This is a genomic window from Arthrobacter caoxuetaonis, from assembly GCF_023921125.1.
Classification (GTDB): Bacteria; Actinomycetota; Actinomycetes; order Actinomycetales; family Micrococcaceae; genus Arthrobacter_B; species Arthrobacter_B caoxuetaonis.
Genome location: NZ_CP099466.1, coordinates 747,442 through 762,829 on the forward strand (window position 1 = coordinate 747,442; position 15,388 = coordinate 762,829).

General features: G+C 57.6%; 6 protein-coding genes. 5 read left to right on the plus strand and 1 reads right to left on the minus strand.

The features are described from left to right. Positions 1–17: 17 nt before the first annotated feature. Entirely contained in the window at positions 18–1,613 is a 1,596-nt protein-coding gene (mdlC, locus tag NF551_RS03460) for a benzoylformate decarboxylase (RefSeq protein ID WP_227895433.1), read from the minus strand. Positions 1,614–3,091: 1,478 nt separating this feature from the next. Here mdlC and NF551_RS03465 point away from each other — a divergent pair. The 5 genes from NF551_RS03465 (at position 3,092) to NF551_RS03485 (ending at position 15,256) form a co-directional block, all read left to right on the plus strand. After that, positions 3,092–7,858 carry a sacsin N-terminal ATP-binding-like domain-containing protein gene (locus tag NF551_RS03465; RefSeq protein ID WP_227895432.1) on the plus strand — a complete coding sequence of 1,589 codons (4,767 nt, stop codon included), beginning with the start codon at positions 3,092–3,094 and terminating at the stop codon, positions 7,856–7,858. After that, on the plus strand, positions 7,855–9,372 hold the full coding sequence (locus tag NF551_RS03470; protein ID WP_227895431.1) for a nuclease-related domain-containing DEAD/DEAH box helicase: 1,518 nt from the start codon (positions 7,855–7,857) through the stop codon (positions 9,370–9,372). The genes NF551_RS03465 and NF551_RS03470 overlap by 4 nt, the downstream gene beginning before the upstream one ends. A 17-nt stretch (positions 9,373–9,389) precedes the next feature. Continuing rightward, the gene (locus tag NF551_RS03475; protein WP_252604980.1) at positions 9,390–12,542 is read left to right on the plus strand and encodes a helicase-related protein; all 3,153 of its coding nucleotides are present in this window, start codon (positions 9,390–9,392) and stop codon (positions 12,540–12,542) included. Further along, complete coding sequence (drmB, locus tag NF551_RS03480; RefSeq protein WP_227895429.1) at positions 12,523–14,331, plus strand: DrmB family protein; 1,809 nt, start codon at positions 12,523–12,525, stop codon at positions 14,329–14,331. Before NF551_RS03475 ends, drmB begins: the two co-directional genes overlap by 20 nt. A gap of 133 nt (positions 14,332–14,464) precedes the next feature. Then, on the plus strand, positions 14,465–15,256 hold the full coding sequence (locus tag NF551_RS03485) for an NgoMIV family type II restriction endonuclease (protein ID WP_227895428.1): 792 nt from the start codon (positions 14,465–14,467) through the stop codon (positions 15,254–15,256). The last annotated feature ends 132 nt before the right edge of the window (positions 15,257–15,388 follow it).

Here is a 15,388-nt window from a genome sequence, read left to right on the forward strand (position 1 = left end):
CTGGTGCCGGGCCCGCCTTAGACCACCCGTGCCTCGATCAGCACGGGGCCCTCGGCTTCCAGAGCTTTCCGGTACGCAGCTGCGAATTCTTCCCGGGTTTCGGTGCGGCTTGCCGGAACGCCGTAGCCCTCGGCCAGGGACACGAAATCGATTCCGCCGAGCGTCAGCCCCGGCACGTCCGGAACGCCCATGCGTTGGGCGAATCCTGCAAGCGCGCCGTAGCCGGAGTTATTGACGATCACAAAGACCGTCCGCGTTCCGTGCTGCGCGGCCGTGTAGAGCGCGCTGATGCCGTAGTTGGCGGAACCGTCTCCTACGGTGGCGACGACGGTCATGTCTGGCTTGGCCAGTGCTACGCCCACAGCAGCCGGGAGCCCGAATCCAAGACCGCCGGAGGCAGGGAAGTGGTACATCCCCGGGCGGTCCATGGCGACCCGTTCCAGGTATTCCAGGTCCAGGGTGGTGGTCTCGTTGACGTAGACGACGTCGTCGCGGACCTGTTCGTTCAGGACCTCCAGGATTTCTGTACCGGTCATTCCGTTCGGCGAGGTGGCTGCCGCGGGAAGTTCACGCGCTGGCCGGCGGATTCCCCGGTCCTGCACATTGGAGGACAGGACGGCGATGGCAGCAGCTATGTCTGCCACTATCGCGCGGCCAAAGGGAGCGCGGGTGGCTTCGGACGGGTCCTGGGTGAGGTGCCAGACCTGCGTTCCGGGATCCAGGTAGTTCGAGGGCTCCCAGCGGTGATAGCGGAACACCGGGGCTCCGAGCACCAGCACGGTGTCATGGCCGGAGAGCTGGCGCCGAACGGAATCGATCCCGGGAACCATCACTCCGCCGAAGTTGGGATGAGTGGTGGGGAAGGGGGCACGCGGAGGGGACGGGGCTACATAGACGGTCGCATTGAGGTGCTCGGCCAGACGCACCACCTGGGAGTAAACCTCCGGATCCTTGATGGCCGCTGCGTCCACCTGGGGTCCGAGCACCAGCGCCGGGTTCCGGGCCTGGTCAACGGCGTTCACGAGCTCCTGAGCCAGGTCAGTGGGGAGGCCACCGGCCACGGTCACCGACCGGGAGGTGAGCAGGTCGTCGTCGGGAAGGGCTGGCTGGGCCCAGTCATCCAGGGGGACGGAGACGTAGACCGGGCCCTGCGGGTGGGTGGTGGCCTCGAGCACAGCCTGGGACAGGGTGCGGGGAACGTCGGTCGCCGCGAGGGGCTCGTGGGCGTATTTGGTGAGGGGATAGGTCAGCATGCCGGCATCCACATTTGCGAGCATGGTCTCCTGGCCCACGGTGCGGCGGACCTGCTGGCCGGCAAGCAGGACCAGCGGAATATGCGCGTAGTGCGCGTTCGTCAAAGCCCCCATAGCGTTTCCGGTTCCGGAGGCCGCGTGCAGGTTGACCAGGACCGGCTGGCCCGTCACCCGGGCGTAACCCTCTGCCATCCCCACGACGACCTGCTCGTGGAGGCCCAGGACGAACGTGAAATCCTTCCCCAGGCCGGCCAGGAAAGGCAGTTCGTTGGATCCGGGGTTGCCGAAGATGGTCGTCATCCCGTGAGCCCGGAACACGTTCGCAGATGCCTGCAGGACGGTAGTTTCTTCGTTGATCAAGTCTCTCCTCGGGAATGCGGTGCCAGCTGCGTGGCCGGGTCCTTCGTGGTTCAGGTCCTACACTGTGAACGCGCGGACGAATCCAAAAAACCCTGGCGCTCCTTTGCGTCATTACCATTCTTGCATGAGTCGTAGGTCACACATGGATGGTGTTACGCCGAGGAAAGTGCGTCGGGGATGACCGGGATGTGGGCGCAGAAAACGGGCCAAGTGCGGGACGGCGAGCTGCCAGTGAGCATTTGCCTCTGCCAATTATCATTACTCCGTGCACACCGGAGGAACCTTTCCAGCCTGACAGCAGCGCGCTTGAAGACCATTCCCTCCACGACCACCAGTCAGGCCGACCGGAAATTGCTTGAAAATCCGCTCGGAGAGGTAATGAAATGAATCGAGTAAGATTTACTGCCTCATTTTCAGCCCTGCTGCTAGCCCTCACCGGGTGTGGGTTAGCCAGCGATTCGACGGAGGGGCTGGAACCGACCCCTTCAACGGATGGGGAGACACCAGGGTGAACAAGAGACCTGGCAGGAAGCCAAGGCTTAAACGCGGGGAATGGAACTGGAAATAGCCAATTCGATTCCGAAGGATCTACTGTCCACAATTGATCAGCTGGCCGAGCTCCTGATCGATTGTGGCGGGTCTTCCGATAACTGGGCCGGGGCGCTGTCAATCTGATAGCGGGAACCGAACCGGAACCGTTGGTGCGGACATTGAGGCGAAGTACCGGGACAGCACAATCCGTATCGCCACCGGCTCTGCATGCGGGGAGTCCTAGTGCCGATGGGACCGGCACGGGCCAGACAGAGGTCGATAAACTGAGCTCCACCGCCCTGCGCTGGGACCTTGCTGCGCCGTCGGAACTACGTCTACCTGACCACAGACACAGACACAGACACAGACACAGACACAGACACAGACACAGATGGTCATGGGAGCTGTTGCAGCCTTTGCGCTCGGCCTCGCGAGGAGCGGTTCCTGTCGCCTTCCTTGAGCGGAGGGGGAGCGTGGGTGTATGCGTCTGCCTAGTTGGCAGGTGTGTCCACTCGGCTTTCGGAATCTTGCCTTGCTTGGGTCTGAACCGGCGGCGTCTCTCGAGCTGTCCGCCGCCGCCCGGCGCAAAGACCTCAATCGCTTTTCGGACGCGGCTTTTTATTCGCATCCGAAGGAGCTTCCTCTAGGAACTGCGGCAGAGACGGCTTTGGCTTCGGGGAAGGTGTCCTTGGCCAGCTCGGCTACCGATTTTCGCCACGGCTCGCGTCCAGCTCACCGGGCCGTCACTTCGGATCCCGTGACTTCGATCCTTCGGCCTGGGCCGTCCCAGCCATCGCCGGCGACCGCCACGATCAGTTCGATCCCGACCTGTGTCAAGAGAGTGAGGTTGCAAAAGCACTAAGAGCCCAAAAATGCCTTCGGCGTGTGGCGCCACAATCCGTTCACGGTACCGATACGGTGGCTCTACACATAAACCGGGGGGGGAAATGTCAACGTTGACAAAGGGCTGGGAGCCAGACGAGACGCTCGTCCGAGAGGTCAAAGAGCAGTTTGCAAGCGCTATAACGGCGTATACGGCAAAACCGACACTAATCACGGAGCACGCCAATCACGAGGAATCGATTCGCACTGGAGGATACGCGAGCCGCACGCTCTTGGAGCTCGTCCAAAACGCTGCCGATGCGATGGCTGGCATTGACGACACAGATGCCTTGGGTCGGGTGGAGATTGTCCTTGATCCCGAATCTCGGACCCTCTACTGCGCGAACTCTGGCCGCCCCTTCTCCAAGAGCGGCCTCGTCGCAATTACTCACGCCCACCTCAGCGGCAAGCGTGGTGACGAGATTGGCCGCTTCGGGCTGGGTTTTAAATCGGTTCTCGCTGTCAGTAGTAGGCCGCAAGTTCTTAGTCGGTCAGTTTCCTTTGAGTTCAATTCAAAGGAGGCGAATAGTGCGCTGAAGCAAATCGGGGCTGCTACCAGGAGCCTGCCTGTGCTTCGTACGGCGACCTTGGTGGATGCATCGGCCACGATTGCTGCAGACCCGACTGCTAGTGACCTTGCAGAATGGGCGACAACAATTGTGCGCCTCCCCGACATTACCGACTTGGACCGGATATGTAAGGAGATGGAGAAATTTGCGTCTGAATTCCTGCTCTTCGTCGGTGCGGTTCGTGAGGTCCGGCTCAGCGTTCTCGGCGACGAAGGATTTACGACAAGTCACGTTTCTCGCAGCCTAGGCGACGGTCGCTTCAAAATAGAGCGCCCAGACGGTACTGGAGATGAATGGTTCGTTAATGAGGCTATGCATGCCCCAAGCTCGGTTGCACGCCGTGAAGTGGGCGAGGCTGTTTCACGGAGCGAGATTAAAGTCAGTGTGGCTATTCCGCTGAAGCCTCGAAGGGCAAACTCGGAGACGGGCGATCTCGGTAATCAGATCGGCCAGTTCTGGAGTTACTTCCCGTTGCAAGACAAGACATCCGCAACGGCCTTCTTCAATGCGCCCTGGAGTGTCAATGATGACAGGACGACTCTACTTTCGAACCAATACAATCGTGAGATTCTGGCGACCGTCGCAGAACTTTTTGTAGAGCTCTTGCCACGACTAAGTACGAAGGAAGATCCTGCCGCCCATCTCGATTACCTACCCGCGCGAGGTAGAGAAGCAAAGTACTTCGGGGACGAAGTTTTGTGTGCTTTGGTACCTCCACTCGCTGTCTCAGCGTTGTTGGTTCCGGATGGTACGGGAGAGCTGTGCAATCCCGCGGAATTGAGACCGCTTGACTTTGCCTGCGACTGGAAAATTCCGGAGGAGGCACACGAAGGCTGGATTGCGTCACCGAACACCTTGAACGATGTTCCGCATTGGCGTTGTTATAGTTCTACTCAGCGGATTTCTCGGCTGCGCCAGTTATTTGCTACGAGCGTTGATCCAACGCGGTATGACGATGATGATCGCGGAATAAAGCGTGCACTTGAGCTCATGCCCAAAAGGGGCATCCAGTCCTGGCTGCGGGAGTGGGCTGAAGGCGGGGATATGCGTTCTTCTGCGAACGCCCTTCGGGTGGTACTAAAGAACCGTCAAATGGACGACGCTGACAAAGTCCGTGTAATCCCAACCAGTGACGGTTTGAAGGCATTATGTGACCGTAGCTTGGTGTTCCTAGAGCAAGCTGACGACCTCGCTATTGAGGGCGCGATTTTTATCAGCCCTGAATTTCTTAGATTGCCGGACGTGGAGAAAATTCTGCGATCAGCAGGATTCCGAGACTTGGACCCCGAGGCAATTTTGGCAGCACGGCTAAGTCAGCTAACCCCCGAGGCCGGTAACGAGCAGCAAGCAAAATTTTGGGACGCAGCACTTGGGGTGAGCCTGCGTGAAGCACTTAGAATCGTCCAAGCGAACCCCACTGCTCAGATCCTGGTCCCGACCAAGGACGGCGAGTGGCACTGGCCGCAACAGGTACTCGACCTCGACAGCGACATACCGGCATATTCCAATGTATTGCTAGACCGTGGTCGCTGTCTTCCTGTGCTTGCTCATAAGCTGGGTGTGGCACACCGTCCGGTGGCGGATTTCTCACTCGAGGACGAATCTTTTGGCCAGCTTTATCAGGAATGGGTACTCGAGGAACTGAACACTAAGCTTACTCCGGGCGAGCGTCCCATCGAGAAGATTGCTCTCTATCCGAGAGACTCTCACTCACCGGGGCCGTTTTCTCCTCTGTTCTTGTTCGAACAGTCGGGTGCTAGTAACGAGGTGAGGGAATCCTGGACACGGCAACTCCTAGAGCTGGGGGATGCTTCATGGGACTGCGAGGACCTATCTACTGGCGCATCTTACAGAGTCAAATCTCCCGTCAGGTGGGCTGTGGAGGCAGTAGGCCTTTTGCGCAGTTCGCGCGGATACCGCCGGATTGCCGAACTGGTGGCTCCATCTCTGGTGCAGTATAGGGACCTTCTTCCGCTGTACGAGGGCCCCCGGAGCATAGTCGATATCCTTCGTCTCCCAGCTGACCTCAAGATGGTCCCTAAGCCAGTCCTGCGGGACGCACTTAACGTCGATCTCCTGCCCCCGCAGTTTGACGACGGCCTTCTTGTCGAATTCCTTTTGGACGCGGCTAGCCGGGCTTACCCGGAAGGGAAGCCCCCACGAATCCCTGCTCGCGTGGGTAGGATTATAGAATCCTGTCCTAGCAACACGGTCTTCACTGCCGTCAACGAAGAACAGCGCCAATATCTCGCTACTCATCAGAGGCCTTTTCTCCTTGCCACCGAGGCGCAAGCTGAACGCCTAGCCCAAGAAGTGGGCTGTCTCAGCTTTGAGGACAGTTTTTCTTTTTCGACTCGCATCGATGGCGAACAGGACTCTGAACCCCTCCTCGACGTCTTTACCGGATTGCGCAGTTTCACAGCTAAAACGGACCTGAACAGCGTGATGGTTGCTCGTGCAGAGTCTGTGGCGAAGTGGGTCACGACTAAGGAGGGTGTCGTGCCTCAGTCGCTGGACTCACACCGCGACGGTTTCAAACTGGTCATACGGACAGGCCTTGATGAGCGTGCAACTCTGCGTGTCGTAAGCGAGTCGTTCGACTTGGGCCTGAATAATTCGGACATTGACCGAGTCCTCAAGGATGGAATAGATCATCGCCTTGAAATGATGCGTCAGGAAGCTCTGGCCGCAACCACAGATGTAGACCGGTTGGAAGTTTATTTCGGTGCAGATGACCTCAGAGAGGAACTGCCGAAGGGACTGTGGCAAGGGCTTGTCGCACAAAAACTGGTGAACAGGGATACTTCGGTCGCCGAACTGTTCCTGTCCGTTTACGGCAAGGATTCTGTCAGCAAAGTTGCGGACCTCTTTCGCCGTGAGGGGTTTCCGGACGTCCCCACGCAATGGGCTGGCGGAGCAGCTACCATTTCTTGGCTTAGGAAGATGGGATTCGGCACCGAGTTTGCCGGGCAGAAGAACCGCAGACAGGACGCAGAGTTCGTCATACCGGGTGCTACTGTCCTGCCGGACCTGCACGACTACCAGGCAAGGATTAGTACTGAGCTCGCCAATGTGATTTTGGAAGTTGGGGACGGGGGACGCCGCAGTAAAGCTATGGTCGAGTTGCCCACAGGTGCCGGCAAGACACGAGTTGCGACGCAGACCATTCTGCAGCTTTTCATTGACGGCGAGCTCCGAGGCCCCATCCTATGGATTGCGCAGTCACAGGAACTCTGCGAACAAGCCGTTCAAACGTTCTCTGAAGTGTGGAGGGGACTCTGTACAGCTCAAGCCGTCGATTTGCCTTTGACCGTGGGGCGCCTGTGGCAAGACAACGAGGTCCACGAGCCGGATACGGACTTGAGCGTGATCGTGGCCACGGACGCAAAATTGGATGTGATCATTGGTCGCGCTGAGTACGAATGGCTCAGCAATGCCAAGGCCGTCTTCGTAGACGAGGGCCACGTTGCCGGAACTTCCACCCGGTACACAGGAATCTTCTCCTGGCTCGGTGTTGACGGCCGTAAGTGGGAGCGTCCACTCGTTGGCCTGTCAGCCACACCCTTCAAGGGCACCTCAGCCCAAGCAACTGATCAGCTTGCTGCTCGCTTCGGTCGCCGGAAACTCGTTGCGTTCCCGGAAAACCCTTATCAGGAGCTGGTCGCCCGCGGCGTCCTGGCGAGAGTTGAGCACCGGGTGCTCAAGGGGGCGGAGATTGAACTGACGGGCGCGGAGGAGAGCGAAGCAAAGCGCACCAATCGCATCAGTAATACGGTCCTCGACCGAGTCGCCACAAACCACGCTCGTATGGCGGTTCTAGTAGACAGCATCATGGGGCTTGAGCTGGATTGGGGTAGGTCGGTCCTTGTGTTTACACCCAACGTGCTATCCGCCCAGGTGCTAGCTGCTACGTTGCGGTTCCGCGGTGTTGAGGCTGCATCAGTGAGTGGCCAAACAGGCCGCCAAGAACGTCGTGATTTGATCAAGAGGTTTAAGGACGGAGACATCCAGGTCCTCACGAACTGTGACCTGCTGACACAGGGTTTCGACGCGCCGGGGGTTACTTCTCTCTACATCGCACGGCCAACTTTCAGCCCCAACGCTTACATCCAAATGGCAGGACGTGGTCTACGCGGACCGAGAAACGGTGGAAAGGAAAAGTGTCTGATTGTTGACATGGCGGACAATTTCGGAAATGCAGACATCAACCAACTGCTCGGATTCCGTGAATACGAAGCACTTTGGCAGGAGCAGCAGTCATGATTCTCGTTCCGGATTTGCAGACTATTACGCAAACGGCACAAAGCGACGCTGAACGTCGGGTTGCCCGTTTGCTCCACGCGATTCATGGTGACGACGCGGTTGCCTTTCACTCGGTAAAACTCCGCTCGCACCAGTACAAGCGGGTGGCGGAAGCGGACTTTGTCGTACTGTGGAAGGGCGTTGCCATAGTTATTGAGGTCAAAGGCGGTGGGGTAACCAAGTTTGAGGGTGTTTGGTACTCCACTGACAGGCGCGGCGACGCCCATCGCCTCAATTCCTCGCCGATGGAGCAAGCGCGGACAGCGATGTTTGCGCTCAAGGACATTCTCGAGCAGGACAAGCTCGGTTGGTTCCCTGCCGAAGCCGCAGTGGTGACGCCCGATACTAATTCACCTCCCCCCTCAACTGAGTGGAAGTCAACGCACTGGCTGGCAAAAGAAACGATGACCAGTGCCGCACTTGCAGGTGCGCTCGATCTGATTGCAAAATCAGCCCGAACTGCGCGATCCGGAATACGCCTAGCTCGGGTGAATGAACTTCGTGCGCGGCTGTTCGGGGAGTTTTCGAGGATGCCTGTTATCGATGCCCAACGCGGTGCCGTGCTCGAAGAACAAAACCTTGCCACCGTCGAGCAGGCACGCGTTCTTGCGGGCCTCGCCAAAAACGAACGGATTATGGTACTCGGCGGCGCTGGCACTGGCAAATCATTGGTTCTTGCCGAGGCCGCTAAACAAGAAGCAGATGCTGGACGATCGGTGCTCGTGACATTCCGCTCACCTGGGCTACGCAACTTCTTTGAACCGTTGCTTAATGGCCACAATGTGGAGCTTCTTGAATTTGATCAGATTGATCAAGCAAAGCAATTCGATGTGGTTTTGGTCGATGAAGCACAGGATCTCATGTCTGACGACGCGATGGACCTTCTTGACCGGGTCGTCAAAGGCGGCCGGGCAAGGGGTCGCTGGCGTATGTTCCTCGATCCGAACAATCAGGCACACGTCGACGGCCCCTTCGACGCCGAGGTGCTGGAACTCGTAGGTTCAGACGCAATGGAGTATGAGTTGAACAAGAACGTGCGGAACACTAGATCAATCGTGCACGTGGTGCAGGAATATCTTGGAGCAGACATTGGTGATCCCGGTATCGTCCACGGGGAGCGAATTCAGTGGAAATGGGTAACGGAAGGCGACGCACTCATTTCTGCGTTAACCGTTGCGAAACAGCTCAAGGAAGACGGCGTCCCTGCTGCTGACATCTGGATCATCCCGGTGGCTGCAGAACGCGAGCTAGATGAAGCTCGGGAAGGCTTCCGTGTGCTAAGCCCTCGCGTGGCAAAGGGGCTGGAAGCCGAACACGTTATCGTATGCGACCTGCCGAAGGAGTACCGTGACGAACAGCTTTCCGCACTGTACGTAGCGGTAACACGCGCGAGGGTCACGCTGCATATCGTTGCGACTCAGATGGACAAGAGGCAACTTCAAACTTTGGGGCGTCTTTCTGGAGCCCGGTCATGAGCTTAACGCCTCATCAAATGGCAGCCATGGCCCACCTGCGCAGAGCCTACATGGGACCCGAGCAGGGGGAGGACGAGGTATTGTTCAACCGTCCCTCTCTTCAATATGCCGTCGGCTTGTTGTTTCCTGTCGATCTAGCCGGGGCCGTAGAGCCACAAGCTCTCGACGCAGAAGCCTTCCTTATGGCAGACGTGGGAGAGGGCGAGGTAGAAGAGAGCGGAGCTGCGCCTCCCCTGGCAGAAGAGTGGAGGCCGTCCTCGGCGGCTCTCTCCTTCGTAACTACTGGGGAAACAATCATCTGCGAATTTTCGGCTGCTACCTACGGGCCGATCCTGGATGATGGCCCGCTGCGCTGGAAGCGGACTGGGCACCGAGTACCTGCCATAAAGCTCACCCGTGGCGTTGCCTCCCGCAAATCACTCGACGTGGGCGGGCTGCAGGCGGAAATCGGGTCTCGGTGGCGTCAGTACGGCGATGCATGGCTCGTCACTGTGCATGTGCGACTTCTATCAGAATCGACTGGAGACGATCGCGAGGACATTGCCCGAATGCTCTTCCAAGTGGATCTCCAAGCCTCTCCGTCAGATGAAGGGATGATCGTGGAATACGACGTGGCTCGAGCGATCGACGTCGATCAAGAGGCGCGAGAAATCCGGTTGCGGTATCGAGACCGCAAGATTTTCGGAATAGGCCATGGAATGGCTGCAGGCTGGGACCTTGATGAGTCTGGCAAGTGCACACGGGTGTTTCTCGATCCGGTACCCCACTTCGTGGTCCCCGGAGTTGAGCAAGCTGGGGGAAACGACTTGGCGGAGGCTCCCCGTCAGGCTTTAGACCTGGCTTTCCTAGAGAGTATCGACAAGGATTCCGAGCCGGTTGTTTTGGCGCTTAAAGCGTTCGTGGATTCCTTCGGTGTGTGGGTGGACGGTCAGAAACTGGCGGCTGACAGCCTCGGGAAGGACGCTCAAGAGATAGCATTCCGGAGCGATCTTGCATTAAAGCGGATGAACGCTGGCGCGACCCTACTGGCAGATCCTTCTCAGCAGCAGCTCCGTCGTGCGTTTTCGCTAGCCATGGCGGCGATGAGACTTCAAATGTGCCAAGCCGACATAGGCAGGGGAAAACCACATTCAGAGCCAGCCTGGCGTCCTTTCCAACTCGGGTTTCTCCTTGTAGCGCTGGCATCGACCGTTGATGAGGGCCACGACGAGCGCGAACTCGTCGATCTGATCTGGTTCCCAACCGGTGGCGGGAAGACAGAGGCGTACCTCGCTTTAGCGGCGGTCGTGATCTTCCTGCGCCGCCTCGTAAACGGAACCAAGGGTGGTGGGACAGCAGTAATCACGAGGTATACGTTGCGCCTTCTGACTTCCCAGCAGTTCCAGCGGTCGGCCTCTTTGATATGCGCAATGGAACTTCTACGCGAGACCGACGACCGCGTACGTGGAATGGCACCTTTCTCTATCGGGTTGTGGGTGGGAAATGAAGTGACGCCTGGAACGCGGGACGACGCTAAATATGCACTCAACCGGCTTTATAAGGCACAGCATCCCCAGGATGCCAACAAGTTCCAAATAACCGAGTGTCCCTGGTGCCTTGCCGAGCTTGTTCCTGAGCGCAAGGACATTTCGGAGAGACAATATGGTGCCCGGCTCGTCGGCAAGGACGTCGTATTCCGGTGCGTCAGCGCTTCGTGTGAGTTCTCAACCCGCGAACTTCCCATGAACGTGGTGGACGAGGTCCTTTACGAGGAACCGCCAACGTTCCTACTCGCTACTGTAGACAAATTCGCGCGCCTTCAGTTTAAGGAAGAGGCAGGGCGTCTTCTCGGTATCGGCACCATTTATAAGCAACCCTCATTGATCATTCAAGACGAACTGCATCTGCTGTCCGGGCCACTTGGAACCACAGTTGCCGTCTTCGATGCGGTTATTCAGCTACTTCTCAGCCGATCCGGTTCACGCCCCAAAATTGTGGCCTCGACCGCAACGATCCGGTCCTCTAGTGACCAGGTCCGCGGCCTCTATGGACGCGATGTTGCCCTCTATCCTCCGGCCAGTCTGGACGGGGACACTACCTTTTTTGCCCGTCCAGTGAGAAGCGGGCAGGGGCGACTTTATGCTGGCCTTATGCCGCAAAGCGTGTCGCAGGCTACCGCGCTTATCGCTGCTGCTTCCCCGATGCTTGAACTTCCTCACATACTTGGCGATGTCGAAGGGGACAGTGGACGGCTCGATTCATACTGGAGCCTGGTTATGTATCACAACAGCCTTCGCGAGCTGGGACGCACTGGTGCTCTCCTGCTGGATGATATCAACGGCCGGCTTGAAACACGTTCTGAGCGCCTCGAGCATAAACTACGTACTGTTCGGGCGCAGCACGTACTCGAACTCACCAGTCGGCGAGGTCCGGAAGAGCTTCCCAAAGATTTACGGGAGCTAAGGGTGGAAGCCGATGAATCAGCCGAAGCGGTTGACGTGGTGCTGTCTTCAAATATGCTGTCCGTCGGAATCGATGTCCAGCGCCTGGCGCTGATGCTCATGGTGGGGCAACCGAAGACTACTGCCGAGTACATTCAGGCAACCAGCCGTGTCGGACGAGGAGACACACACGGCATTGTGGTGACGCTGTTTCGATCGAATCGTGCGCGGGACCGTTCACATTTCGAAACCTTCCGTGGCTACCACGATGCCCTCTACCGGAGCGTGGAACCTACCAGTGTCACCCCGTGGTCCTTATCATCCCGTGATCGTTCTCTTGCTGGGGCGACGATTGCACTCATTCGCCATTCTTTTCCTGCGCTTGCGGGGGATGCTGCTGCCGGTGCTTTCGATCTTGCGAATATGAGATTCCGCTCCGCGCTCGACCGACTAATCGACGGTTTCTTAGAGCGCGTTACAAATGCGGACCCCGAGGAACTTGAAGCTGCCTCAGATCAGGTATGGAAAATTCTGAGGGAGTGGGACCGCAAAGCGGAGAGCGCGCGGGCCGCTGGCGAGCAACTACGTTACGAGCGTCGCAAAGCTGAGCAACCGTCACTAGTGAAGAGATACGGTGAGACAGGAGACGCGTGGGTGGTAGGCGATTCGATGCGTTCGGTAGAGCCGAACGTATCAGTAGAGGTTCAGGAACCTGAGAGAGAAGTGCAGCGTGCAAAACATCAGGCATGATCTAAGGCTTTCCGAAACTGTATCTCCCTTCGGCGTCGGCGCCATCGTGGACGTGCTCGGGGAATCACTAATAGCACCCGACACCTCTTGGTGGGACCGGCGGACATCTCCGGAGATCAGCTGTGACCGGCTTGTCGCGCAGCTGGGGCCCGGCGTTCTCAAACAGGCTCCAACGCATGCCGGGCCTGCAGGCAAAGACACCCCAAGTCTTCTTTACTGGAGATTTCCGGCGTGGAGGTTCTGCGAGAGATGTTCAAAGCTGTCGAAGCTTACAGGAATAGAGAAGGGCAAGTTTCGTAACTCGTGTGACTGTGGCGGGGCACTCGTACCGATGCGTTATGTAGCGGTCTGCAAGACAGGCAGTCACATACAGGATGTTCCCTGGTTTAAATGGTCCCATCGCGGATCCGACAAAGGCGTAACGGAGGAAGTGCGCTTTTGCCGTGCTTACACAGAACTGCGCTTCGTCAGGTCCAGCAAGCGAGGCGAGGGCCTTGCATCCCTTCGCGTCGAGTGCGGCAAATGCAAACGGTCCCGTCCGCTCTCAGAACTGGTAGGCGTAGACTCGCTAATCCGTGACGGTATCAGATGCGACGGCCGGCAACCCTGGGAGCCGGAGGGACCGACTACGCAGACCTGTGAAGCGCCTCTCGTGGCTGTTCAACGAGGAGCTAACGGAAATTACATTGCCGAACGGGTGTCGGCTTTAGATATTCCCGAGGAGAGACCACGCTCTCTGCAAATCATTGAGCAGGTGCGGAGCCACGACCTGTTCACCCGACTCATCGATGACAACGGCGGTCCAAAATCGGAGCAGATCGCTGGCTGGATTGCGGAAGAACTCAACACTGAGACTGAGCAAGTCCTTGAAGCCGCGTTTGCCAGTAGTGATGAGCCTGGATCGCCAGTCCATAAACTTAAGGACGGTGAATGGGCCGCGTTTGTGAAAAAGATGGAGCGGAGGCGAGATCTAACCCAGGGAAACTTTGTCGTGGATGGCTGGACCCGCGACGACTACTCGCATCGAAATGGCGGCATCCATGCTGTTCTCTCCGGCGTAGGTCAGGTGAGGAGGGTGCGCGAGGTTCGGGCTCTCAAGGGTTTCCGACGCCACAGCCCCGATGCGGACTTTATCCGGGCAGATCTCGACCGTGATCCAAAGCATCGGCCCGTCTATCCGGCGTTGGAACTGTTCGGCGAAGGCATATTCCTTCAGTTCGATGAGGCGGTGCTCGCGCAATGGGAGGCTCAGCACTCAGTGAGGGCACGTGCGGGGATCCTAGCGGAGCGACGTTCCCAGTCTGAATGGGCCAACCGGCTTGATGTGCCCGAACCACGATTCGTTGCACTCCACACTGTTGCACACCTGCTAGTGCGGCGCCTGGCATTCGCTAGCGGTTATTCATCCGCAGCTCTGCAGGAGCGGATCTACGCGAATTCAGACCGGCCGGACAAAACCGCAGGCATCCTCATCTATACCGCAGCTGGCGACGCCCAGGGGACTCTCGGTGGGCTTGTGCGGCTAGGTGACCCTCGCCATCTGTTTCCGCTTTTGCTGGCTGCACTGGATGATGCGGATGTATGTTCCAACGACCCCGTTTGCATCGAAAGCGATAGGCAGGGAGCATCGCAGCTTAACCTCTCCGCTTGCCACGGTTGTGCGCTCATAAGTGAAACATCCTGCGAGACGGGAAACCGCCTCCTGGACCGGCAGCTGGTGCTGGGTGGGAGTGAAGTTCCAGGGCTGCTAGAGGACATACTAAAAGCTGTTCGAATGCCAGTCCTCTAGGCGGACGAAGTCCAGCCTCACCAAACGCTGTGTATTGGTCGAGGGATTTGTGTACCGCCCCACAGTGAGTGATGATGCTATTCCGGCTTCGAAATGTTCACAACTGGCATTTGTAGAAAGGGCTTATTGTTAAATGATGCTTTGGGGAACGAAGAATTTTGATGGGACGAATGGCGATGCACCATTTGCCAGCGACCTGATTGTGTGGAAAACTCTGAAGAACGGCAGAAAAGTTGTCAACATTGCCGATTCGGACAATGATCCCTCGTGCAAATTGTCCGAGCTTGTGGTTGACCAACTAATGGCTTCCAAAGATAGCCCAGGTGCTGGTCTTGGCACTGGACGCCCGTTGGAAATGGCGGTAGCAAGTTCCTTGGAAACTGACTTGCCTAAGCTTGACCCCAGTCGTACTTGGACGGTCGGCAGAGGCTCAGAAAAAATCTCCGACTTCTTGCAGTATAAGCATTTGGAAAAGGTGAATCAGTTAGTTAATAGGCATGCGGAACTTAGAACTACGTTGGGTACCGATTATTTGATAAAGCCGGATGTGACAGTAGGCCTACCCTCTAGGCATGAATGGGAACCACGCTTTCTGCACGCAGCCGTCTCGTGCAAATGGACAATTAGAAGTGATCGAGTTCAAAATATTCGCCACGAAAATAACCAAATGATCCGACATCGGAGGGAGCGCCTGCCACACTTGGTGACCGTGACGGCAGAGCCGCTTCCTACTCGCTTGGCAGCAATTGCACGAGGAACCGGTGAAGTAGATGCCGTCTATCACGTGGCTTATGGTGCATTGGATCGAGCTATCGGTACAGCTGGTTTTCTCAGCCGCGAGCAGAGGGATGCTTGGGAAGAGGTGACAGAGCAGGGCCGGGTGCGGCCCTATTCTGACCTTGCAAAAACACTCGCATATTGGTAGGTCCACGCTCAGTGGGAGGCGTCGGTAGGTCTCACAATTCGTGAGTGGGCATGCTAGCTGAACAGCTGCCCCATGGGTTGCTACGACGGGACTATGAGTTCACATACCTGACACTCGTTATCTCCCGGTTGC

Coding starts and splice junctions, on each gene's coding strand:
- NF551_RS03465 (WP_227895432.1), top strand. CDS start 3,092: ATGTCAACGTTGACAAAGGGCTGGGAGCCAGACGAGACGCTCGTCCGA.
- NF551_RS03470 (WP_227895431.1), top strand. CDS start 7,855: ATGATTCTCGTTCCGGATTTGCAGACTATTACGCAAACGGCACAAAGC.
- NF551_RS03475 (WP_252604980.1), top strand. CDS start 9,390: ATGGCAGCCATGGCCCACCTGCGCAGAGCCTACATGGGACCCGAGCAG.
- NF551_RS03485 (WP_227895428.1), top strand. CDS start 14,465: ATGATGCTTTGGGGAACGAAGAATTTTGATGGGACGAATGGCGATGCA.